This window comes from Staphylococcus simulans, assembly GCF_002902285.1.
GTDB lineage: Bacteria > Bacillota > Bacilli > Staphylococcales > Staphylococcaceae > Staphylococcus > Staphylococcus simulans.
On sequence record NZ_PPRU01000038.1, the window covers coordinates 24,546 to 48,882 of the forward strand.

Below are 24,337 nucleotides of genomic sequence, written 5' to 3' on the forward strand. Positions count from 1 at the left end.
AACATTTTATGTGATTAATGTCATAGTAGCACACTCATTTTTCAATATCTATAACACAATTAAAGTTATTGAAATAATTTTCAAAAAGACAAAAAATGTACTATAAATTCAAATAACAAGATGTATAATTGAAGTACATTATCAAGTTGTGAAAACTGTAAAGGTGATAGTTTGTACTTAAAATAACGGCATCTATGTCATCTGAATATAGAAAGGAGTTTAACTTTGAAGTACTGTACAAATTGTGGAAAGAAATTAGAACCTGATGAACTCTTCTGTACAAACTGCGGTGCAAAAGTGCCGCAAAAAGACAGGCGTGATTCAGCACAATCAAAACCTACAAACGACACACACAGCATACAGTCATCTAAAAAGAAATTATCAAAAGGTTGGATTATCGTGATTAGTCTTATTATCCTCGTTTTGGTTGCTGCGTTGATTTTCGCTATCTCTCACTTTATGAGTATCCGTGAAGATAACGACAAAAAAGCAGCACAAAACGATACAACACAAGAACAAGCAACAACATCAAAACAAGAAACAAAAACAGTTAAAGTTGAAGTAAACTCAGATGACTTCAGCGCTAACTTTATGAACGCAGATAACTCTTCAGGTTATAAAGGATTCCATATTGGAGATACTAAGAAAAAGATTGAAAAGAAATATGGAGAGCCAGAAGAAAGTCTAGATATTAACGGTCATGACGCTAATAAATATGGCAATATTGCCGTAAGTTATGACAATGACAACAAAGTAGATCATGTCTTCGTTGTTCCTTCTAACGTCACAACAAGAGAGTTCACCGACTTCCATAACGTACCAAATGAAAAACGTGGAGATACTTGGTACTACGATAAAAATAAAGACAATGACTACACCATCAAAGTCTATACAAATGGACAATACATCAAAGCTATTGAAAACATTGATCAAATATAAGTAAAAGGAGTCTAGGAAGCTTGAGAAGTAAGCCTGGACTCCTTTTATTTTGGTTTGAATATCGAACTAAAAATGTAAATTAAAAACTATAGAAAATATTACTCACACCATTTTTCAAGTTTAGCTAAATCCACATATCAACACGATACAGATATAAGAATTGGAGAGTGTGTTGTGCAACTATATAAAGTTTTTACTTTCACATAAATGGGCAACATCATCCAGAAAAATTGTAAAGTTGTTGAAAATAACACATATGAGTATGTGAAACTGTTAAATGGATTATTCATTAATATAACTTTTATTGTAAAATTAAATAGTAAGTATTAAGATTTGAAATGTTTAGAGGAGATTGGATAATGAAAATAAATAAAGTTATAATTAGAGGTTTCAAAAAATTCAGTGAAATCGAAATAGAGTTTAATGATGATTACTCAGTATTAATTGGGGACAATGAAAGTGGTAAATCTACTATATTATCTGCAATCGATATCGTATTGAATCAAATGTTTTTTCAGCGTAATGAATCATCTTTATCAAGGTACATTAATAAAGAAATGGCAAATTACTTTTTTAATAATCCTTCCGTTGATACTTTGCCAAGTATAGAAATAGAGCTCTTTATTGATATGCAACGAATACCTAAAGAAGCAATGTTTAATGGATTGCATTATTCTAATCACAATAATCAATTAGAAACTGGTATTAAATTTAAGTATGAATTCAATAGAGAATTTCAAAATCAAATAGATTTAATAGACTTTGCTTCCCATAAAATACTGCCTATTGAATTTTACAATGCTTCATGGACTACCTTTCAAGGCAAAAGTTATGTAAGGAAAATGATGCCATTAAAATTTATACATTTAGACAATTCAACTAGAAAAAATGATTTATTTGGGAATTACGCCAAAAATATTTATGAAAGTAAAGTTACAGAGCAAGACAGCATGTATCTATCTGCTGATTTTAACAAGGTTCTATCAAGATTTGTAGATAATCATATAAAAGAATTAAGTATAAATGACGGAAAGAACATAGGGTTTGATGCGAATAAAACAGAAATTAGCAGAATATTAGATATTTACGAAAACGAAATTTCATTAAAAGACATGGGAAAAGGTAAAGAAAATATTGTACGTACTGAGTTAGCAATAAGTAATAATTTATTTGATTTAATTTTAATAGATGAACCAGAAAGTCATTTAAGTTATACAAACACAAGAAAGTTAGTTGAAGAAATCAAAGCAGTTTCAAATGCACAAATAATTATAGCTTCTCATAGTTCACTTATAGTGAGTAGATTAAACTTAAAAAACACATTGTTTGTTTCAGGAAATAATATTAGTTCACTACAGAGTCTATCAGATGACACTAATAATTATTTTAAGAAATCAGATAATCTTGATATATTACGATTTATAGTAGCAGAGAAGGTTATTTTAGTGGAAGGTACAGCAGAATATATAGTGATTCCTGCTATATATAAAAAGATTTTTAATGAAGATTTAGAAAAAGACAACATCGATATAATATCTATGGGATCTATATCTTATAAACGGTACTTTGAAGTAAACAGTAATCTAAAGGGGAAAAAAGTGTTAGTGTTTACAGATAATGATAAAAAAGAAGATAATAATTTTGAAGAAACAAGTCACTTTAAGGTTTTCACTGATGCAAGCATTGAAAACTGGACGCTAGAGGTAGCATTCTATAACATTAACAAAAAATTCTTTGATGAGGAATATAAGGAAAAACGTACAGTTCCTACTTATAATAATGAATCGATGGAGCTGGCAAAAGCGCACATGCTGAAAAACAAGACTGAAAACGCTTTGGTTATTGAAGAAAAAATAGATGAAATTACTATTCCCGAATATATTAGGGAGGGTTTGAAATGGATAAGAGAATAATTTTAGCTGTAGCTGGTTCTGGTAAAACACATTATATTGCTAATGACTTTGAAGAAAAACAAAGGGTTTTATTGATATCATTCACCAATTCGAATGTTAATAATATTAAAAAAGAGTTGGTTAATAGATTTGGTGAAGTAGATTTTAAAAATATATTATACATGACTTTCGATTCTTTTGTCTTAAATTTTTTAGTTAAACCTATGGAAACGGAATATCCAATACTTAAAGGTCAAAGAAGTGAGGGAATCAATATTGTTGATATTCCTGTTGATGATTCTAGAAAGCCTAAATATATTAAAATAGATGATAAACGTCACTATATGGATGCAAATAATAAATTGTATATATCTCGAATTTCCAAACTCTTTAATAAACAATCAAGCGGGCTGAAGAAACGGATAGTTCAGAGGATTTCTATGTTTTTTGATGCAATATATTTTGATGAATTTCAAGATTATAAAGCTAATGATTTTAAAGCAATGAAGTATGTTTTCGAAAAAGTAGAATGCAAAGTTGAAGCGGTAGGTGATATATTTCAAAGTCAATTAACCCCAACTCGAGAGTTTACCAGCAATGGAGAATTTCCATTCAAAATAATCAATTGCAAAGAAGATTTACAAAAGCACTTTAAAAGAATAGAAATAGTTGATAATTTATTGGATAAAAGTCGTAGAGTTTCACCAGAGGTATGTGAATTTATAAGGAAAAATTTAAACATTGATATTTACTCCGATCTAGAAAATGCATTGAATGGAAAAATAAAATTTTTGAGCAGTTTAGAAGATATAGACAAGATTATGAAAGATAAAACTATACCTAAATTAATATGGAATAAAACAGTAGCACATGTGAATGGTGAAAATTTTATAAATTGGTCCTATTCTAAAGGTGATACCTATAAACAAACATGTGTTATATTAACAAAAAACTTAGACCAGTTAGAAAAATGGCAGTCTATTTCAGGTAAAACCAAAAATGGATTATACGTAGCTTTGACACGTGCAGAAACTAATGTATATATTATTAAAGATACTGACTATAAAAAATGGAAAAAAGAACAATGAGAAGAAAGGCATTCAGGTAATGTATAACAATAAAATGCTGAATAGAGTGGAGGGAGACTATGTCATACCAGAGTGAACATGCTTTAGAAGAAGAAGTAATGCAACAACTTAACAACTTAGGTTATGAACGTGTAAAGATTCATAACACAGAACAGTTAGAAAATAATTTCCGCCAGATTCTAAATGAACGTAATGCTGATCGGTTAATGGGCGAACCGTTATCAGATACAGAGTTCAAACGATTAATGGTGGATATTTCGGATAAGTCCGTGTTTGATAGTGCGATGAAATTACGAGATAAATATGAATTAGTTAGAGACGACAGTACTATCGCTTATTTGGAGTTCTTCAATAAAGAAAAATGGTGTCAAAATAAGTTTCAAGTGACCAACCAAGTCACTGTTAAAGATAAACATAAAAGCCGTTATGATGTGACGATTCTAATTAACGGTTTACCATTGGTTCAAATTGAATTGAAGAGAAGCGGTGTCGCAATTACTGAAGCCTTTAATCAAGTTGAGCGTTATCAACGCTATAACTATACGGGCTTGTTTAAGTACATACAAATATTGGTTATCAGTAATAAATTACAGACACGCTATCTTGCTAATAATGATAAGCAATTATTGAAGAGTCATATGTTCTATTGGACAGATAAAGAAAATGAACGTATTACACATTTACGTGACTTCATTGATGATTTCTTGGAACCATGTCAAATCGCTAAGATGATTAGTCGTTATATGGTTATCAATCAAACTGAAGGTATCTTGATGGCCTTGCGGCCATACCAGGTTTATGCCGTGGAAGAAATTTTAAACCAAGCAACTGAAACAAATAATAATGGTTATATTTGGCATACAACCGGAAGTGGTAAAACACTGACATCATTTAAAGTCAGTCAGTTGCTTGCTGAAAAAGATGATATCAAAAAAGTGATTTTCTTAGTTGACCGTCAAGATTTAGACAGTCAAACCATATCAGAATTTAATAAATTCGATAAGGGATCCGTAGATACGACAGAAAATACGAGAACTTTATTAAAACAACTAGGGTCAGATGAAAATAAACTCATCGTAACGACAATGCAGAAAATGGCTAAAGCTGTTAACTCTGGTAATAAAGTAATGGACCGTTATGAGACAGATAAAGTCATTTTCATTATCGATGAATGTCATCGTTCACAATTCGGAAGTATGCATGGTGATGTGAAGAAACACTTTAAAAATGCACAGTATTTTGGTTTTACAGGTACACCACGCTTTGAAGTGAATAAAAGCCAAGATGGCCGCAGTACAGCTGATATCTTTGGTCGTTGCTTACATCATTACTTAATTAAAGATGCTATTAGAGATAATAACGTACTGGGCTTCTCAGTAGACTATGTTAAAGTTGCGCATCTTAAAAAGCATATGAATGATGGAGAAGTTAAAGATATTGATAGACCAGAATATTATGGCTATAAAGAGCGTCATGAAATCATAGTAGATGATATTATCGAAAACTATAAAAAGAAAACATACGATGGTAAATACACATCAATCTTTACAGTAGATAGTATTGAAAGGGCAATGGAATACTTTCGTGTCTTTAAAGAGAAAGAAGAAGCAGGAGAACATAACCTGAAAGTATCATCAATCTTTACAAGTTCTGATCCAAATGAGGACACGAAAGAAAAAGAAGATCATGTATATGTACGTGACGAATTAGAATATGTCATGAGAGACTATAACCAAAAGTTCGGTACTAACTTTGATACCTATAACTATGCAGGTTATTTTTCAGATGTTTCTAAACGTATGAAGAAAGTAATACCAGGTGAAAAGATAGATATCTTAATTGTGGTTAATATCTTCTTAACTGGTTTTGACAGTAAGTTATTAAATACACTATACGTTGATAGAAACTTATATCATCATGGCTTAATTCAAGCATTCTCAAGAACTAACCGTGTTGAAAAAGAAACAAAGCCATATGGGAATATCGTATGCTATCGTAACTTGAAAGCGAACACTGATAAAGCAATAGAAATATTCTCTAAAACAGATAATACAGATGTAGTGTTAAGCCCGCCTTATCACGTGTTATTACAACGTTTCCAAAAAGCGTTAGCTGCAGTTTATGATATAGCGCCGCTAGCGGAAACGATTCAACAATTAGAACGTGATGAAGACAAAGAAAAATTTGTTAAAGCATTTAGAGACTTAACATTCCTATTAGTCAAAATTAAACCATTCCCAGAATTCGAGTTTACGTTAGATGAAATCGGTATTGATCATCAGGAATATGAGGATTACCTCGGTCAATATAAAGAAATCTATCGACAAGTACAACTACGAAAACAACAAAGAGAAGAAAATGCTGGGGAAAAAGCGTCTATTTTAGAAGATATCGATTTCTCAATTGAATTGATGCGTAATGATGTTATCAATGTGGATTACATTTTAGACTTGCTTGCACGTATTAACTTGAGAGATAAAAAAGCACAACAAGAAGATACAGATGAAATACGTAAGTTACTCGATAAAGCAGATGATGAACATTTAAGATTGAAATCTGACTTAATCCGTGAATTCTTAGATGATGTTATCCCGACATTAAGCGTAGACGCAGATATTAGAGAAATGTACTATCGTTTTGAAGAGCGTAAGAAAAGAGAAGAAATAAAATCGTTTGCAATTGCTAAAGCGTTCTCCGCTAAACTGTTAGAGCGCTTCATTAATGAATATGAATATAGCGGACAAATCAATAAATCAGAGATAGATAAAGAAACAAAAGGCAGTTTGTTATTACGAAACAAAACAGTGAACCAAATCGCTACGTTTATTAAAAACACAGTTAATAAATTCACAAGCATAAGCTAGATATCAAAAGCAGACCTGAGAATAAGAGGTCTGCTTTTTCACATAATAAAAATGTATTAAAAGAGAAAGATAACAAGTGCTGGATAGACAATAAAAAGGTTGAACAAGTTTAAAAACGTACTCACATAAAAGTAGTTATTAATTCTATCATCTCTATTAAAACGAACACTTAATACAAGCAAAGTAGCCAACAAAGCTAAAGTAAATGTGAGAAATAATGTAATAATATTTGGGCCCTGTTCTGAAACATGATCAGTAAAAACAGAAATGCTAATCAAACCGATTAAAAGAAGATAATTCAGTATATTGATAATCCACACAATAGCTTTCAAATGCACACGACCTTTCATGATGTAATAAAAACAAGTAGAACTTCACACACTCAAATTAGAAAATATTATTAATATAAATGTATAATATAAAAAGAAAATCGGTTAAAACTTAGGTGAATTGTAAAAAGCTATGACGATTTTAAAGAATGGACTTTTTAAGGTATAATGAGAACAAACGTTTGTATTCTAGCTTTACTATACGAGGTAAATGAGCTATATTTAATGTAGTAATGAAAAAATACATAATAGTGAGGTGGATGTCATTAATTTTATAGAGGATTATCGAAGCGGTTCATTATTAAACCGATTAAAGACAGTTGGTAAGGCAGAAGGTATCTGTCGCATTGTTTATGATCAAAGTATGATGAATGAAGACTTAGGATACTATCTTTCAGAATCACACCAACCTACCACCTTATATTTAAAAGAAGATAATAATGCGACCTATGTCTATGAAAACCAGATTGTAGTGAATATGATGAATGCTGAATGTGTGTTAATCAGTCACAAGCATTCAGGTGCGCTATTACCTTATAACTATACGCAGATAGAGATAGATAGAAATAAGATTTATCCAGCGTATTTTGTTTATTGGTTTAACGAATCACCGGAATCATTAAAACAACTGAATCTGTTTAGACAAGGCGGAAGTTTAGTTAAGAAAATTACTGCTAAACAACTTCAACAAATGAAAATCACTTTACCACCTTACAAAAGACAAAAATTAATAGGTGACATTGCAGAAAAAAGAAGACGACTTAAATATTTAAAACAAAAACGTGAAAAGCTTATGGATTGTTATTTAAAAGAAACATTACTCAGGGGGAATCATTAATGTCAACGACTGAAAAACAACGTCAACAAACAGCGGAATTACAAAAGAAACTATGGGATATTGCGAATGACTTACGCGGTAATATGGATGCGAGTGAATTTAGAAATTATATCCTAGGTTTAATCTTCTATCGTTTCTTATCTGAAAAAACAGAAGAACAAGTAGATATTTTACTTAGAGAAGATGATATTACATACGAAGAGGCATGGGAAAACGATGAATATCGTGAAGTGCTTAAAGACGCTTTAACAGACCGTATTGGTTTCTTTGTGAAACCTGAATTCTTATTTAGTAAGTTTGTGAAAGATGCACGTAATAATCAATTTGAATTAGACAAACTAGCTGAAGCAATTCAAGAAGTAGAGAAGTCTACCCAAGGTGAAGATAGTCATGATGATTTTATTAACTTATTTGATGACATGGACTTAAGATCTTCAAGACTAGGTAGAACGTTTAAAGAAAAATCAGATTTAATCGCAAAAGTAGTAAAGAATATTGCGGAATTACCATTTATGCATGCTGACATTGAAATCGATATGTTAGGTGACGCATATGAATACTTAATTGGACAATTTGCGGCGACTGCAGGTAAGAAAGCAGGAGAATTCTATACGCCCCAACAAGTGTCTAAGATTTTAGCTAAGATAGTCACAACTGGTAAGACTGACTTACGTAGTGTATATGACCCAACATGTGGATCTGGTTCATTATTATTACGTGTTGGACGCGAAGCTAATGTGCGTAATTATTATGGGCAAGAGTTTAATAGTACGACGTTTAACTTAGCACGAATGAACATGTTACTACATGATGTGAACTATACACGTTTCCAAATTGAAAATGGAGATACATTAGAAAATCCAGCTGCGAATGAAGAGAAGTTTGAAGCGGTTGTGGCTAACCCGCCATATAGTGCTAAATGGAGTGCGGATAAAAAGTTCTTAGATGATGAGCGTTTCAGTAGCTATGGTAAATTAGCACCTAAATCTAAGGCGGATTTTGCGTTTATTCAACATATGATTTATCACTTAGATGATAAAGGTACAATGGCTGTTGTCTTACCGCATGGTGTGTTATTCCGTGGTGCAGCTGAAGGTACAATTCGTCGTTACTTAATTGAAGAGAAAAACTATTTAGACGCAGTTATTGGTTTACCAGCGAACTTATTCTTCGGTACAAGTATTCCAACAGCGATCTTAGTTTTCAAAAAATGTCGTCAATCAGATGATGATGTCTTATTTATCGATGCATCTCAATCATTTGAAAAAGGTAAAAACCAAAATCATCTTTCAGATGAAGATGTAGATAAAATTGTCGACACATACAGAAATAGAGAAGAAATAGATAAATTCAGTCACAAAGCTACCCTTGAAGAAATCGAAGAAAATGATTATAACTTAAACATTCCACGTTACGTTGACACATTCGAAGAAGAGCCTGTAGACCTTGATCAAGTCCAAAAAGACATCGCAGACATCGATAAAGAAATAGCCCAACTCGAAGAAGAAATCAACGGCTACTTAAAAGAATTGGGAGTGTATAAAAATGAGTAAGCAAAACCAACACAAACCAAATGTTCCTGAACTACGCTTCCCAGAGTTTAGTGGGGAGTGGGAAGAATTTACTTTGGGTGAAAAAACGAGCTTATTAAAAGATGGAACGCATGGAACACATAAAGATGTTACCTGTGGTCCTTGGTTATTAAGTGCCAAAAATATAAAAAATAATAAAGTATATATTGATGAAAGTGATAGAAAAATCTCAATAGAGGACTACAATCGTATATATAAAAATTACTCCCTTGAGGTCAATGATATTTTATTATCTATAGTTGGAACAATTGGTAGATTGGCTTTAGTAAAAAACAATAAAAATATAGCCTTTCAAAGAAGTGTCGCTATAATCAGAATGAATGATGAAATAAAAAGTGACTTTTTAATTTTTCTAATGCAAGCTAAAAAGTTTCAAAATGAATTAAAGAAAAAGCAAGTAGTATCAGCTCAACCTGGAATATACCTAGGAGATTTAGCAAAAATAAAAATTAATTATCCGAATATAGAGGAACAACAAAAAATTAGTGATTTCTTTAGTAAGCTAGATCGACAAATTGAATTAGAAGAAGAGAAATTAGCATTGTTAGAAGAACAGAAGAAGGGTTATATGCAAAAGATATTCTCTCAAGAATTGCGATTTAAAGATGAGAATGGAAATGAGTATCCTGAGTGGGAAGAGAAAAGATTAGGAGAAATTGCTGAAGTAACTATGGGACAAAGCCCAAAAAGTAAAAACTATACTAATGATTCAAATTACATGGTATTAGTGCAAGGAAATGCCGATTTGAAAGATGGGAAAGTATATCCTAGGTTGTTTACTAAAGAAAAAACAAAAATAACAAATACAAACGATATATTATTAACTGTAAGGGCACCAGTGGGAGAAATCGGAATATCACAGCTTCCAGTTGTTATTGGCAGAGGTGTTTGTAGCATTAAGAGTTCAAAGTTCATTTACTTTTATTTAGAATACTTAAAAGAAGTAAATTGGTGGAGTAGAATCTCTCAAGGTAGCACTTTCGAATCAATATCTGGAAAAGAAATTAGAGAGTTAGTAGTTCGATTACCTATAGATGCTAATGAGCAATATAAAATTATAACAATATTTAATAAAATTAACGATAAAATAAGTGATTTAAAGCGGAAAATTGAATTGATAAGAGAAAGAAAAAAAACGTTACTGCGTAAGGTGTTCATATGAGTAAAAAAGATATAAGAAAAGAAAAATTAAATGATGTTCCAGTTGGAAGTTCTAACAAGAGCTATCAAAATGCAAACTGCTTGATACGGTGTATGAAAAAAATTGATTATCTGCTCGGAGATTTGAGAAAAATGGGAATGTCTCCTAGATTCTATATAGAAGATTTTGATTATTTAGATATACAATTTCATGAAAAAATGTGAATAAAATAGCAATACCTATGCTTTGTTTTTGTGATATACCCTTAAAACAACTAAAGAATCATTACGGTACCTATGGAAACCATGGTATAGCTTTATCAAAAGAATGGGGAGAAAACAAAAAAATATCTCCTGTTCATTATTTATTTAAAAACTCGGATGTTTTTGAAGAGTTTCGAGAATTATTTAAGTATGCTAATGAAAAAGAAGATAGGGTTATACAAAATTACATTTTCAACAGACTAATGTTCACTAAACCAAAATCGGGTTACCAAGATGGTAGTATTAAATTTTTTACAGATGAACAAGAGCATAGATATATACCGAATTTGTTTGAGAATGAAGAACTAAGTCAATTTTATATTAACCCTACTTTTGAATTGGACGATTTAAATCATTCAATCGCTTTAGATGAAAAACATTTGTTATCGTTTGCTACAATAGATGTGAAATATATCATTGTGTCAACAAATCGTGAAAAAAATGTTGTTGCTAATGAAATTGCAAACAACAAAAAGCTAACACAAAGTGAACAAATTGAATTAATCACTAAAATTATTTCAAAAGAAGAAATAGAGGATGATTTCTGATGAAAATAAATTTTGAAAAAAATAATAAATATCCAGAGAAGTTAGAAGAATATTACAGTGATGAATTGTTAGAGGAATTATTAAGAAGAGAAACTAACGCCAGATATAAGTATGATTCAACGATGGACAAATTAAAATTAACAAGTGATCATGATATGACTTTTAATATTAATATACCCAAAAGTAATCTGCCTGATGATGTTAATAACATTAATGATTTAGATAATTACTTGTACAATTCTCAAAGTGAAATAAAATTAGATGAGGTTAATAATAAAGCGTTTATAGAGGGCCATCAAATATATTTACATCAATTAGTAATTAATAAAAATGGAAAGCCTGAAGATTATGAATTGATTATAGCACCTTCTCCATTTGATAAAAATGATGTTGTTGATTGGAAGCTAAGTTATGATGGTAAGGAGAAAAATATAATTTTAAAAAGAGTACCTAATAAAAAGAGTGCGTATACAAAAAAGTATGGATATGATAAAGATGGCTTACAAATTGAATTGTTTATAAAGAAAAATGATATTTCACTGGCAATGAGAACTAATGAAGAAAAGAATACTCAGACGTGTGTTTCTCACATTCTAGATACTTACGCGATTCAATATGCCTTTTTAACAAAAGTTCTACTTATAAATGGTATTAATTTAAATAAATATAAAAAAGATGAACATGAGTACAACCAAGATAAGGTGTTAACTGTACTTAAACGAAAGAATTTTTGGATGAAAGTAAAAAAGATAGAAAACCTTCTTGGAGTTAAATTTAATGTTTTGCTTCCAATAACAAATGAGCAAAATGAAATTTTGGATAAACTAATAGTCTCTTTGTTATTTAATGAAAGCATTAGAGAACAGGGAAGTATAACAAGTGTTGAACTCAATTTTTCTAATAATAAAGAATTAGAAGAGATGAAAAATAAATTAAAAAATGAAAAAGGTATATCAACGTTCGCTTGGAAGGAAAAAAAGCAGATAGAGCTTTTCAAACAAACATTAAATTTATTTCAATTCTTCTCGACAAGTAACATAAAAATTAAAGAATTTGAAGAATTAAATGATAATACTTTAAAGATATTCATTAAAGAAAGAAATGATGATGGCATGATAGTGTCATCGAAATTCTATCTTATGAATGATAATGAAGATATAAAAATTGATCAAAAAGCAAAATACTTACAAGAATATTGGGAAAAGATATATTCAAATAGCTAATGTTTTTGCTGTTTCTAAAGCACCTTTTAAAAGGGTGCTTTTTGCTATGCAATTTTTCGGATTCTTCCATGCAATAGATTGCACATCTACATAGTTAAGAAATCGCTTACAATAAAGATATAGGGAGGCTATTAACTTGTTGAGTAATAGACAAATGAATATGTTACATCTTCTCATTGAGAAAGATGAGTATAAAACGATTGGGGAGTTAGCTGAACGGTTTGATGTATCTCAACGTACTATCCAATATGATTTGGAAGGTATTGAAGATCATGCAAATCGTTTTAATTATCGTGTATATCGTAATAAATCATCAGGAGTGAAGGTTGAAGCATTAGATAATTATTTGTTGGATGATGCTTCTCATACATTATGTGTGCATTATACAAAAGAAGAACGTGTTTTAAATATTACTTTGAAATTATTTGAGTCTGAAACACCGATTTCTTCTAATACATTGGCTGAAATGGTTAACGTTTCTAGAAGGACAATCGTTGAAGACTTAAAGGTCGTTCAAGAATGGTTAAATGCTTACCACTTGGAGTTAAACTACATTAAGAATAAAGGTTTTAACATTCAGGGACATGAAGAAGATTATCGTAAAGCATATGCACATCAGATTCGCGCTTATTTTCGTAATGCTGTTCCTTTTGCACGTTCTGGATTGTTTTCTGAAGATGAACTCATGAGAGTGAGACAAACTGTAGTAGATACTTTGAAGAATGAACATTATCACTTAGTACAATCAGCGACCGACGGTCTGATCTATCATGTGTTAATTGCCTTGCAACGCTTAAAGGAAGACTTCTCTTTTGATATTCCAGAAGATGAAGTTAAACGATTATCTCAAACATCTCAATATGAAATTGCTACAAAGATGAAAGAGAACCTAGAAAAAGAATTCAAAATCGAGTTTCCAAAATCAGAAGCCATTTTTATTACTTTACACCTATTAGGTTCAAAAGTTTCAGATGATGATAACCCAGGAAATAATTCTGAATTACAAACGTGGGTCACAGAGTTAATTAAACAAGTCAGCATCATATTATGTATCGATTTAACAAACGATCATAAACTACTCAACAACTTAATGATCCATATGAAGCCAGCAATACATCGTTTGAAGTTTGATATGACCCAAAAGAATCCCTTAAAAGACGAAATATATCAACGTTATCCTAACATTATAGAAGCGATTGAAAGTCATATTGATATCTTGGAAGAACCGCTTCACATCACCTTCTCCCAAGACGAACTCGCCTTCATCGCGATTCACTTCGCATCTAGCATTGAACGCGTCTCAACACACGACAACAACAAAATCAAAGTCGTTCTATTATGCGGTTCAGGTATTGGCACCTCCCAACTACTCAAAAGTAAACTCGCCAATACTTACCCGGAACTAGACATCGCAGATGCGTACTCAGTTTATCAAATTAACGAACAACAACTATTAAACGAAAAAGTAGATTACATCATCTCTACAGTTTCTTTTAATATCGACAGCATTCCAGTCATCCACGTGGATCCATTCCTAAACAAAAATTCACGAGATAAACTGAATCACATGATTAATCAAGCAAGAGAACAACGCATAGCGATGATGAACGAGATGGGTGACGACTTACGTGCTTTACTACCAAAGCATCGTATTTCAATAAATAATGAGGCATTAAACAAATCACAAGCGATTGATGTCTCAGTTCAATCACTTGTTGAAGATAGTATTGTAAAACCAGCATATGCGAAAGAAATTAAAATGCAGTTTGAAAAATTCGGTTCATACATGGTGATTAGTCCACATATCGCATTGATACATGCGAGTACAGAACAAGTGATACAAGGTGCAGGGTTTGCGCTGACCTACTTTAAGCATGGTATTACATTTGGAAATCCAAATCATGACCCAGTGCATGTAGTTATTACCTTAGCGACGAAATCACCTAAGATTCACTTGAAAGCATTAGGACAACTTAGTGAATTACTGATGAACAAAGATTCTCAAGCAGCATTTCTAAAAGGAAACGTAAGTGAAATAAATGAATATATTAACCAAGTGAGTATGAAAGGGGAGTAACACGTGGCACTCGACATTTTGACTAAAGATAAAATCAAAGTGCAAGACCAAGTCCCAGACTGGTCACAAGCGATTACTGAAGCAGCACAACCTTTGTTAGAACAAGATTACATCGAGACAGGCTATATAGACGCGATGATTGACAGCGTTAAAGAATTAGGACCTTACATTGTGATTGCGCCAGAGATTGCGATTGCGCATGCGAGACCAGAAGATAATGTGAATAAAGTAGGTTTAAGCCTACTGAAGTTAAATGAATCTATCAATTTTGCTGAAGATAGTCATTACGCCTCATTAATCTTTGTATTAAGTGCGACAGATAATACATCACACTTAAATGTCTTACAAAGTTTAGCAGGTCTCTTAGGTAATAAAGAAGTTGTAAATCAATTATTAGCATCAAAAAATAGCGACGAAATTATCGAAATTATAAAGGAGAATGATTAAGATGAAAATTTTAGTAGTATGCGGACACGGATTAGGAAGTAGTTTCATGGTAGAAATGAATGCACAAGAGGCGTTAAGAAATATTAATGCACCATCAGATATTGAAGTTGAACACAGTGACATTATGACAGCTAGTCCAGATATGGCAGACTTATTTATCTGCGGTCGTGACTTAGAAGAAAACGCAGAACGTTTAGGTAACGTGTTAGTACTGGATAACATTCTTGATAAAGATGAATTACAAGAAAAATTAGAAGCTAAATTAAAAGAAGATAACCTTATCTAATTGAAGGGGAGGGATAAGCCATGCAAGCGATCTTAGATTTTATTGTCGATATACTCAGTCAACCTGCAATTCTTGTTGCGCTTATTGCACTGGTAGGTTTAATTGTTCAAAAGAAATCCGCTTCACAAATTACTACAGGTACAATTAAGACAATTTTAGGTTTCTTAATCTTAAGTGCTGGTGCAGATGTTGTAGTAAAATCATTAGAACCATTCGGTAAGATTTTCCAACATGCTTTTGGTGTACAAGGGGTCGTACCAAATAACGAAGCGATTATTTCATTAGCATTAAAAGACTATGGTACAACAGCTGCATTAATCATGGTATGTGGTATGTTAGTGAACATCTTAATTGCACGTTTCACTAACTTGAAATACATTTTCTTAACAGGTCACCATACATTCTATATGGCAGCATTCTTAGCAATCTTACTTACAGTAGGTCATATTAAAGGTTCATTAACAGTAATTATTGGGGCTATCATTTTAGGTTTAATTATGGCAGTCTTCCCAGCATTGCTTCAACCGACAATGCGTAAGATTACAGGTAATGATCAAGTCGCATTAGGACACTTTGGTTCTATTAGTTACTGGGCAGCAGGTGCTGTAGGTAAATTGTTTAGTGGTAAATCTAAATCAACGGAAGATATTAAATTCCCTAAAGGGTTAAGTTTCTTACGTGAAAGTACTATCAGTATTTCATTAACAATGATTGCATTGTACATTATCGCTTGTCTGTTTGCGGGACCTGGTTATGTACATAGTGAAATCAGTGATGGTCAAAGCTTTATTGTATTCTCATTAATCCAAGGTGTAACATTCGCAGCAGGTGTATTCATCATCTTAACTGGTGTACGTTTAATCTTGGCTGAAATTGTACCTGCATTCAAAGGAATTTCAGAGAAATTGGTACCGAACTCTAAACCAGCTTTAGACTGTCCGATTGTCTTCCCATATGCACAAAACGCAGTATTAATTGGGTTCTTCGTAAGTTTCATCACTGGTGTATTAGGTATGTTCATCATGTTCCTAATTGGTGGTGTAGTTATCTTACCAGGTGTAGTTCCTCACTTCTTCTTAGGTGCTACAGCAGGTGTATTCGGTAACGCACGAGGTGGTATTAAAGGTGCAGTTGCAGGGGCAGTCATTAATGGTTTATTAATCACATTCTTACCATTACTGTTCTTACCGTTCCTAGGAGATTTAGGCGTAGCTGCAACAACATTCTCAGATACAGACTTCTTAGTTGTAGGTATTGTCTTTGGTAATATCGTTAAATTCTTAGGACTAATTGGCGCTATCATTGCGATTGTAGTCATTGGTGCTGCAGCATTTATCTTACAAGGCAGAGCGAATAAAAAAGCAGAAAGTAAATAACATAATTTTAAGAACCAGCTATTCAGAGTAGAGTAGCTGGTTCTTTATATTTAATAATAAATAGAGATTCCTTAGAAAATGGAAAAAGAAAGAACAAAAAATGACAATTAAGGTATATTTAACATTATTATAAAATAATATTATATTTTGATAATAATTACATAATAAAGTTTTATAAATATTACTAACGAGGAAGATATTTATGTTGAGATTCTTATTGCTGTTGGTTGTTGTAGGTTTGATCTATGTGATTGTTAAGTACCTGTATATAGTTGTTTCCAAATTTTTGAAACATTATCCGTATACTAAGGATAACTATATAGTTAAAAACATCCTTCTTGTTTCTGACACGAAGTATAGCTTTATCGATTTCATTATTATTATGACTTTAGTTTATCTGGCTTTTTATAGTAACTTTTTCAAAATTACATAGATTTAATTCAACTTTCTTTAGTATAATAAAGTGGTTGTTATAACCAAATCAAATAGGGACGGTGCAGCATGAGAGAACAAGCAAGTTTTGGTCAGTGTTTCGGGTTATTTTTGAAAAACTATTTTAATTTTAAAGGATGTACATCAAGGCAAGAATATTGGTACACGATCGCATGGGTAGCTATCTTAACTACACCAATTACAATAGGTGGCTTTTTCAGTTTTCTAGGGTATGTGTCTGGAATGATGTATTTTGCGGGAATGGCAGGTATGTTCATTCTGACAATGTTTACGTTTATTCTTTCTTTATTAGTAAGACGATTTCATGATAATGGAAAATCAATGTTCATCCCGATTCTTTTTATGGTAATGTCAATGACTATTCCATATCTTCCGGATTTAACATTCAATCAGTTTGGTACAGGTCATCCAAACTTTATTACAGTAATTATGCTTATTATTCATATTTCATTTATACCGGTTACACTTGGATTAGGTATCTATTGCTTTGTAATTACATTGTTACCAAGCAAAGTTGTGAATAATAAATATCGTAAAGATAAAGTTGAACCAAAGCCTGAAGAGAAACAAGAAGTTAAGTCATTTTCAAAGACGTTATAAAACAAGAAATCCACCTCAAATGCTGCTTAAAAGTGATGGAGGTGGATTTTATTTACGATATTTTTAATTTTTCAAATGCCATAATATGAATGTTTTCTTGGTTTAGGAATTGTTCAATCTTTGCTTGTTCTTTGCCATTAACTGATTTGGCAGATTGTTGTAAAGCTTTGATTTCTTCTTTAGGTAATTTGCTGTTTTTAATTTTGTCAGATGAGTTTTCAATACTTTTATCAAGGTTCATCATAACTTTGTTATTAGATTGGGTGAATTTGCTTATACGGTCTGCATTAGATTGATAGTTGTTAGGTAACTTATTGTTTTGAATATAATTTGAGAAGTTTTGATCATTCTCTTTTTTATATGACTGGCTTTCTTTATTTTATCGATGTCTTTTTGAGTTAATTCTTTTTCTGGATTAGAGAGTACTTCATAGTAATTACCTGCCTTTGTTAATTTTTTATCACTATCTAAATACAGTTGAATATCTTTTTTCATTTGTGACTTTGAAATGGTAGATTGAGTAGCTTTCTTATCAAAGTATTGAGTAGGAATACTTGCTGTTTTAACTGTCTTCTCTTTTTCTTCGCTTTCTGTTTTATTTGTGCTGCATCAAACAACAAATAAAATGACAGTGAGTATTAAAACAATATTTGATAGTTTTTCATGAAAATTCTCCTCTTGTTGATTTTTTGTTTTTTGTTCATCAGTTTCAAATTACTAACATGCTTTAATTCAAGATAAAGCTACCGATCTTCTTTGGTTTTAAATACAAGGAACATAATTAAGGTAACCACTAAAGGAAGTAGGAAGGCATCAGATAAGTCTATCTTTTTGTCGAAGATAAACATCATCGAGTTGTAAATAATCAAGGCTAGTATGTAGAATAGTATGAATCTCACAATCCCCTTCATAGAATCACCTCTCAAAAGTTCTTGTTATTTAATAATTATAACAAACAATAATAATTTGTTTTAGTGTTGATTTTAAAGGTTTATAAAATCATTGGTTAACTCACTGTTTTTACATGACTTATAGTAAAATAAAAAAGAAAACTATCAAGATATACATAAGGGTGAGACGTGAAAATGGCTGATATTAAATTATTTGATGTGAATGGTGACGATGTAAGGGAATTAACAGGGCAATCAGTGACAATTGAGAAGGAACTTCAAACGATGATTGAGAATCATTTGGAGACTTTTTTAGGAGTTAAATTTCTCGCAAGTGAGTATACAACAGGAAGAAGACATGGCGGACGTATAGATACATTAGGCATTGATGAAAATAATGTACCTGTGATTATTGAATATAAACGTACGACTAATGAAAATGTGATTAACCAAGGCTTATTTTATTTGGATTGGTTGCTTGATCATAAAGGTGAATTTCAAATGAAAGTAATGCAACAACTAGGTAGAACAGCATCTGAAGAGATTGATTGGTCGAATCCACGTTTGGTTTGTATCGCTGGTAACTTTACTAAGTATGATGAACATGCGGTGCAATTGATTGATCGTAATATTGAGTTATATCGATACAGCTATTATGATAATCGCTACTTATTATTAGAACTTGTAAATGTGAATACACCGCAAGTGAAACCAGTTGTACAATCGACAAGTCATCATAAAGCGAGTCATAAAAGTTTGTTTTTAATAAATGTTGAGTTAGCTTCAGATGAACTAACACAGTTATACGATGATTTATATAACTATGTTATGAGCTTAGGGGATGACGTGCAGTTTAAAGCACAAAAGTTCTATGGTGCCTTTAAACGTATTAAGAACTTTGTGTGCGTTGAAATGTTGCCGAAGAAAGGTATTATTCTTATGTATGTCAGAATAGACACGACAGATATAGAATGGGAACCAGGATTTAGTAAAGATATGACACACATAGGTCATTATGGCACTGGTAATGTCGCCTTAACATTGAGAAACAAAAAGGATTTAGAAAAGGCTAAGTCATTTATTGAAGCGAGTTATGAGAATAACTAATGAATGGTACGTATATAATGATGTACATGTGTTAAAATGATAGGCAATTGATAGTAGGGTGGAACTGTTGATGACTCAGCAGTTCTCTTTTTTAATAGGGCAAGAAAAATTGAAATTTTTTCAAAAAAAGTAATGACAGCCCTTACAAACTCAATTATAATAAAAGTGGTTATAACCAGAGGTGATAAAAATGAATAACTCTAAAGCTCCGTTATATTTCCAAGTGTATGAAGATATAAAGACTCGGATTGTAAACGGTGAATATGAGGAAGGAGCAAAATTACCATCTGAAAGAAAATTATGTGATTTGTATGATGTGAGTCGTATTACGATTCGTGAGTCACTGGATCGTTTGGAACAGGAACAAATGATCAGACGTGAACATGGAAAGGGCTCGATTGTACTAGGAAATCATTATACACAAGTGTTAAACAGTCTTTATAGTTTCAAAGATGAGATTGAGAAGAATGGAAAGCAGGCAAGTACGAAAGTAATCAGTATGGAACGTATTGATGCGACGCCATTCTTACAAGAGAAAATGGGCTTAAAATCATTTCACTCAGTGTACCGTTTAATACGTTTAAGGCTCGCAAATGACCAGCCGATGATTTATGAAATTACATATTTACCAGTAAGATTATGTGAAGGGTTGGATAAATTCGATTTTAACCATCACTCACTCTATGAAACATTAGATCAGTATTATGATATTCAGATTGATAATGCATATGAAAGATTAAGTGCGATTAAATTGAATAAGAGTATTGCGGATTTATTGAATGAAAGCATTAACGCAAGTTGTATGTTCATTGAACGTGTCAGTTACGTTAAAGGTGAAATCATTGAGTATACGCAATCTTATGCAGGTGGTAATAATTACAAATACACAGTGCAGCTGCTTTAAGCTCTGTGTATTCATAATACAACTGGTTATGACAACATAACAACATAGTAGGAGGTAGAATCATTTTGAAGACAACAGATACTTATAGAGAAATACAACAACAGCCTTCTGTGTGGAAGAAAACGTTCGATATTGTAAATGATGTTTCAGCGGATTTCAAACGATTCATTGAAGCCATTGAACATAATGAATCGACTGACAAATTTAAAGTTATTTTCACTGGCGCAGGTTCAAGTGCATATGTCGGCGACATTGCGCGTTTGGCCGTGGATAATAATAAATTCCCGAAATGGAGCTTTGAATCTGTACCGACAACACACTTTGTGACAAATCCGGGCACATATATCGACGATGCAACAACATACTTAGTGGTTTCCTTCGCAAGATCAGGTAATAGCCCTGAAACGCAAGGCACAGTAGAATTATTTAACCAATTGTCACAACACGTTTATCACGTTTTCATCACAAACAATAAAGAAGGATTCTTAGGACGTTACGCAGATACTGAGAATGCATTCAAAGTTATCTTGCCAGATGAAACGAATGATAAATCACTCGCAATGACATCAAGTTTCTCAACTATGTTATTGGCAGCATGCTTATTATTCAGTTCAGAAGAAATCGATGAAGCTTACTTTAAACGTGTCGAACAGAACTTCAGTTGGATTGATGCACATGCAAGAGAAGTTGCAGCGCAACCGTTCAAGAAAATCTTTTATGCCGGCACAGGCATGCAAGGTGAGTTGACCAAAGAAGTCAGCTTGAAACTAAACGAGTTGACTGCAGGTGCGATTGAAATTGCGAAAGAAACTACACTTGGATTCAGACACGGTCCTAAAGCAGGTTTGAATGACAATGCATTATTCATCATGTTGAGAGGCGCAAATGACTATCAACGTCGTTATGAAGCAGATGTGATTCATGAAATCGATATGCCAGAACGTAACTATCAAATCTTAGTGTTAGACGGTAAAACAAGTGATGATGCATTCACATTTACTTTCCCAAATGCTGAACATGACAGTGATTTAGAGTTGACGCTTGCGTATTTGATTTTCGGACAGTTATTAGCGTTTTATAAATCTGTTCAATTAGGATTGAATCCAGATAATCCAAGTCCAAATGGATTTATCAACCGTGTCGTTAAAGGTGTCACGATTTATCCATTTGAAGCTTAAGACACAATATTCAAGGAGGCGAGCTTGTTGAGTAAATTCACAGTGGAAGAAGAATTTATGTTAGATGGAAAGCCTTTGAAGATTTTGTCAGGTGCGATTCATTATTTCAGAGTGTTGCCTGAAGACTGGGAACATTCTTTGTACAACTTGAAAGCCTTGGGCTTTAACGCCGTTGAGACATACGTACCGTGGAATTTTCACGAAACCGTTGAAGGTGAGTTCGACTTTTCTGGGACGAAAGATATCAAACGTTTCATTCATACGGCTGAAGCTATTGGTCTTTATGTCATCATCAGACCTTCTCCATACATTTGTGCAGAATGGGAATTCGGTGGTTTGCCAGCGTGGTTGTTAACAAAACCAAACTTACGTGTGCGTTCGCGTGATCCGCAATTCTTAGAGTATGTGGAGTGTTATTACGACCGCTTATTTGAAATCTTAACACCGCTTCAAATCGACCATCACGGCCTCATCCTCATGATGCAAGTCGAAAATGAATACGGCTCTTATGGTGAAGACAAGACCTACCTCAGTGCACTCGCCCGCATGATGCGAGACCGCGGTGTAACAGTACCGCTATTCACATCAGACGGCTCATGGCAACAATGTTTAGAGGCCGGCAGTCTCGCTGAAGCAGACATCATACCGACAGGCAACTTCGGTTCGAAATCACAAAAGCGTTTAGACAACCTGCACAAGTTCCATCAACAATTCGGCAAAACGTGGCCGTTAATGAGTATGGAATTTTGGGATGGCTGGTTCAACCGCTGGGGCGACCGCATTATTACACGTCAAAGCGATGAACTGATTGATGAAATCGGTGAAGTATTAAAATGCGGTTCCATTAATCTCTATATGTTTCATGGCGGCACGAATTTCGGATTTTGGAATGGTTGTTCTGCACGAGGACGTATCGATTTACCACAAGTGACATCTTATGATTACGATGCGCCTTTAGATGAAGCAGGCAATCCAACCGTGAAGTACTACAAAATTCAACAGCTGGTACACAAGCTTCATCCAGAGATTCAACAAACAACACCGAAAGTGAAACCGTTGATGTCTAAAGAGCATATCACGCTAACTGATAAAGTCAGCTTGTTTAACATCCTAGAAGATATCAGCCATCACAGCGAAAGCTTCTATCCAGAATCCATGGAGACTGCTGGTACAGGCTATGGTTACATGGTTTATCGTACACAGTTGAAACGAGCGACTAGACAAGAGTATCTAAGAATCGTGGATGCGAGAGACCGTGTCCAATTGTTCTTAGACAATGAAAAAGTCTATACCGCCTATCAAGAAGAAATCGGCGACAAGTTTGAGGTGGCATTAAAACAACCTGTCGTTCAAGCAGATGTGCTAGTCGAACACATGGGACGTGTCAATTATGGATATAAACTCGTCGCGCCTACACAACGCAAAGGTCTTGGTCAAGGTTTGATGCAAGACCTGCATTTTGTACAACAATGGGAACAATTCGCTATTGATTTTGACTTGTTAGAAGACAAGCACTTTGAACAAGCATGGGAAGCAGACCAACCAAATTTCTACAGATATCAATTTGACATAGAAACACCTGAAAGTACTTACTTAGATGTAAGCGGTTTCGGTAAAGGTGTTGTATTAGTGAACGGTTTTAACATAGGTCGTTACTGGAACATAGGCCCGACACTTTCTTTGTATATCCCAGGTGCATTATTGAAACCAGGTCAAAATGACATCATTATTTTCGAAACAGAAGGACAGTACTCAGAGGAAATCCGCTTATTACAAGCACCTCAATATATAGCCTCAAAACGTAAGGAGAGAACATCATGATTATAGCAAACAGAATTGACGGCCGTTTAATTCACGGTCAAGTCGCAAACTTATGGGCAACGAAACTGAATATCACACGTTTTATGGTAATTGATGATGAAGTCGCTCAAAGCACAATTGACAAGCAAGGCTTGAAATTAGCAACACCTGCAGGTGTGCGTTTAAGTGTCTTGCCTGTAGCAAAAGCAGCTGAAAATATTTTAGCAGGCAGATACGATTCACAACGCTTAATGGTCATTGCGAAGAAACCAGATCGTTTCTTAGAACTGATCAATCAAGGTGTTGACCTTGATGTATTAAACGTAGGTAATATGTCTCAAACAGATGAAACAAAGTCTATTACCCGTTCAATCAATGTAACGGATAAAGATATTAACGACTTTAAAGCAATTCAACAAAAAGGCGTTAAGATAACTGCTCAAATGGTTCCAAACGATAAAGCAGAAGATTTTATGACATTAATTAAGGGATAGTCAGGAGT

The 24,337-nt window shown here is 33.0% G+C and carries 21 protein-coding genes; 20 read left to right on the forward strand and 1 reads right to left on the reverse strand.

The genetic code is table 11. The features are described from left to right. Positions 1-225 precede the first annotated feature (225 nt). The 15 genes from CD112_RS09005 (at position 226) to CD112_RS09080 (ending at position 17,956) form a co-directional block, all read left to right on the forward strand. Positions 226-939, forward strand: a complete 714-nt coding sequence (locus tag CD112_RS09005; protein WP_070463010.1) for a zinc ribbon domain-containing protein — start codon at positions 226-228, stop codon at positions 937-939. A 359-nt stretch (positions 940-1,298) separates the two neighbouring features. Then, positions 1,299-2,852 carry an ATP-dependent nuclease gene (locus CD112_RS09010; RefSeq protein WP_023014789.1) on the forward strand — a complete coding sequence of 518 codons (1,554 nt, stop codon included), beginning with the start codon at positions 1,299-1,301 and terminating at the stop codon, positions 2,850-2,852. Continuing rightward, complete coding sequence (locus CD112_RS09015) at positions 2,837-3,919, forward strand: UvrD-helicase domain-containing protein (RefSeq protein ID WP_023014788.1); 1,083 nt, start codon at positions 2,837-2,839, stop codon at positions 3,917-3,919. Before CD112_RS09010 ends, CD112_RS09015 begins: the two co-directional genes overlap by 16 nt. Positions 3,920-3,978: 59 nt before the next feature. After that, complete coding sequence (locus CD112_RS09020) at positions 3,979-6,783, forward strand: type I restriction endonuclease subunit R (RefSeq protein WP_070625583.1); 2,805 nt, start codon at positions 3,979-3,981, stop codon at positions 6,781-6,783. Between the two features lie 585 nt (positions 6,784-7,368). Further along, on the forward strand, positions 7,369-7,950 hold the full coding sequence (locus tag CD112_RS09025) for a restriction endonuclease subunit S (protein WP_070463003.1): 582 nt from the start codon (positions 7,369-7,371) through the stop codon (positions 7,948-7,950). Next, entirely contained in the window at positions 7,950-9,503 is a 1,554-nt protein-coding gene (locus tag CD112_RS09030) for a type I restriction-modification system subunit M (RefSeq protein WP_103364191.1), read from the forward strand. The genes CD112_RS09025 and CD112_RS09030 overlap by 1 nt, the downstream gene beginning before the upstream one ends. Further along, a complete protein-coding gene (locus CD112_RS09035; RefSeq protein ID WP_103364192.1) occupies positions 9,496-10,704 on the forward strand; it encodes a restriction endonuclease subunit S in 1,209 nt (402 codons plus the stop codon). The genes CD112_RS09030 and CD112_RS09035 overlap by 8 nt, the downstream gene beginning before the upstream one ends. Continuing rightward, the gene (locus CD112_RS09040; protein WP_103364193.1) at positions 10,701-10,907 is read left to right on the forward strand and encodes a hypothetical protein; all 207 of its coding nucleotides are present in this window, start codon (positions 10,701-10,703) and stop codon (positions 10,905-10,907) included. Before CD112_RS09035 ends, CD112_RS09040 begins: the two co-directional genes overlap by 4 nt. After that, positions 10,904-11,494: an abortive infection system antitoxin AbiGi family protein gene (locus tag CD112_RS09045; protein WP_103364194.1), complete on the forward strand. Its 591-nt coding sequence runs from the start codon at positions 10,904-10,906 to the stop codon at positions 11,492-11,494. The genes CD112_RS09040 and CD112_RS09045 overlap by 4 nt, the downstream gene beginning before the upstream one ends. Next, a complete protein-coding gene (locus CD112_RS09050) occupies positions 11,494-12,717 on the forward strand; it encodes an abortive infection system toxin AbiGii family protein (RefSeq protein ID WP_070462993.1) in 1,224 nt (407 codons plus the stop codon). The genes CD112_RS09045 and CD112_RS09050 overlap by 1 nt, the downstream gene beginning before the upstream one ends. A gap of 136 nt (positions 12,718-12,853) precedes the next feature. Beyond that, positions 12,854-14,794: a BglG family transcription antiterminator gene (locus tag CD112_RS09055; RefSeq protein ID WP_070462990.1), complete on the forward strand. Its 1,941-nt coding sequence runs from the start codon at positions 12,854-12,856 to the stop codon at positions 14,792-14,794. Between the two features lie 3 nt (positions 14,795-14,797). After that, positions 14,798-15,241: a PTS sugar transporter subunit IIA gene (locus tag CD112_RS09060; protein WP_103364195.1), complete on the forward strand. Its 444-nt coding sequence runs from the start codon at positions 14,798-14,800 to the stop codon at positions 15,239-15,241. Between the two features lies 1 nt (position 15,242). Further along, the gene (locus CD112_RS09065) at positions 15,243-15,527 is read left to right on the forward strand and encodes a PTS sugar transporter subunit IIB (RefSeq protein WP_002480169.1); all 285 of its coding nucleotides are present in this window, start codon (positions 15,243-15,245) and stop codon (positions 15,525-15,527) included. A 20-nt stretch (positions 15,528-15,547) separates the two neighbouring features. Then, positions 15,548-16,903: a PTS ascorbate transporter subunit IIC gene (gene ulaA / locus CD112_RS09070; protein ID WP_002480168.1), complete on the forward strand. Its 1,356-nt coding sequence runs from the start codon at positions 15,548-15,550 to the stop codon at positions 16,901-16,903. A gap of 501 nt (positions 16,904-17,404) precedes the next feature. After that, a complete protein-coding gene (locus CD112_RS09080; RefSeq protein WP_103364196.1) occupies positions 17,405-17,956 on the forward strand; it encodes a DUF805 domain-containing protein in 552 nt (183 codons plus the stop codon). A gap of 52 nt (positions 17,957-18,008) precedes the next feature. Here the strand turns inward: CD112_RS09080 and CD112_RS09085 are convergent, their stop codons facing one another. Next, positions 18,009-18,281, reverse strand: coding sequence for an NDxxF motif lipoprotein (locus CD112_RS09085; protein WP_103364197.1), 273 nt, complete (start codon positions 18,279-18,281; stop codon positions 18,009-18,011). 760 nt (positions 18,282-19,041) lie between these two features. On the opposite strand from CD112_RS09085, the gene CD112_RS09095 reads away from it, so the two are divergent. The 5 genes from CD112_RS09095 to CD112_RS09115 all read left to right on the forward strand — a co-directional run bounded on the left by CD112_RS09095 (position 19,042) and on the right by CD112_RS09115 (position 24,329). Next, a complete protein-coding gene (locus tag CD112_RS09095; protein ID WP_070462982.1) occupies positions 19,042-19,953 on the forward strand; it encodes a DUF5655 domain-containing protein in 912 nt (303 codons plus the stop codon). A 190-nt stretch (positions 19,954-20,143) separates the two neighbouring features. Further along, a complete protein-coding gene (locus CD112_RS09100) occupies positions 20,144-20,857 on the forward strand; it encodes a GntR family transcriptional regulator (protein ID WP_103364198.1) in 714 nt (237 codons plus the stop codon). 62 nt (positions 20,858-20,919) lie between these two features. Next, entirely contained in the window at positions 20,920-22,035 is a 1,116-nt protein-coding gene (locus CD112_RS09105; protein ID WP_070462975.1) for an SIS domain-containing protein, read from the forward strand. Positions 22,036-22,062: 27 nt separating this feature from the next. Then, entirely contained in the window at positions 22,063-23,856 is a 1,794-nt protein-coding gene (locus tag CD112_RS09110; RefSeq protein WP_103364199.1) for a glycoside hydrolase family 35 protein, read from the forward strand. After that, positions 23,850-24,329, forward strand: coding sequence for a PTS sugar transporter subunit IIB (locus tag CD112_RS09115; protein ID WP_031262332.1), 480 nt, complete (start codon positions 23,850-23,852; stop codon positions 24,327-24,329). The genes CD112_RS09110 and CD112_RS09115 overlap by 7 nt, the downstream gene beginning before the upstream one ends. Positions 24,330-24,337: the final 8 nt, after the last annotated feature.

What these genes read in the sequence shown, in the direction of transcription:
- CD112_RS09010 (WP_023014789.1), top strand. Translation starts at nt 1,299, where the DNA reads ATGAAAATAAATAAAGTTATAATTAGAGGTTTCAAAAAATTCAGTGAA.
- CD112_RS09015 (WP_023014788.1), top strand. Translation starts at nt 2,837, where the DNA reads ATGGATAAGAGAATAATTTTAGCTGTAGCTGGTTCTGGTAAAACACAT.
- CD112_RS09020 (WP_070625583.1), top strand. Translation starts at nt 3,979, where the DNA reads ATGTCATACCAGAGTGAACATGCTTTAGAAGAAGAAGTAATGCAACAA.
- CD112_RS09030 (WP_103364191.1), top strand. Translation starts at nt 7,950, where the DNA reads ATGTCAACGACTGAAAAACAACGTCAACAAACAGCGGAATTACAAAAG.
- CD112_RS09035 (WP_103364192.1), top strand. Translation starts at nt 9,496, where the DNA reads ATGAGTAAGCAAAACCAACACAAACCAAATGTTCCTGAACTACGCTTC.
- CD112_RS09040 (WP_103364193.1), top strand. Translation starts at nt 10,701, where the DNA reads ATGAGTAAAAAAGATATAAGAAAAGAAAAATTAAATGATGTTCCAGTT.
- CD112_RS09050 (WP_070462993.1), top strand. Translation starts at nt 11,494, where the DNA reads ATGAAAATAAATTTTGAAAAAAATAATAAATATCCAGAGAAGTTAGAA.
- CD112_RS09065 (WP_002480169.1), top strand. Translation starts at nt 15,243, where the DNA reads ATGAAAATTTTAGTAGTATGCGGACACGGATTAGGAAGTAGTTTCATG.
- ulaA (WP_002480168.1), top strand. Translation starts at nt 15,548, where the DNA reads ATGCAAGCGATCTTAGATTTTATTGTCGATATACTCAGTCAACCTGCA.
- CD112_RS09080 (WP_103364196.1), top strand. Translation starts at nt 17,405, where the DNA reads ATGAGAGAACAAGCAAGTTTTGGTCAGTGTTTCGGGTTATTTTTGAAA.
- CD112_RS09095 (WP_070462982.1), top strand. Translation starts at nt 19,042, where the DNA reads ATGGCTGATATTAAATTATTTGATGTGAATGGTGACGATGTAAGGGAA.
- CD112_RS09100 (WP_103364198.1), top strand. Translation starts at nt 20,144, where the DNA reads ATGAATAACTCTAAAGCTCCGTTATATTTCCAAGTGTATGAAGATATA.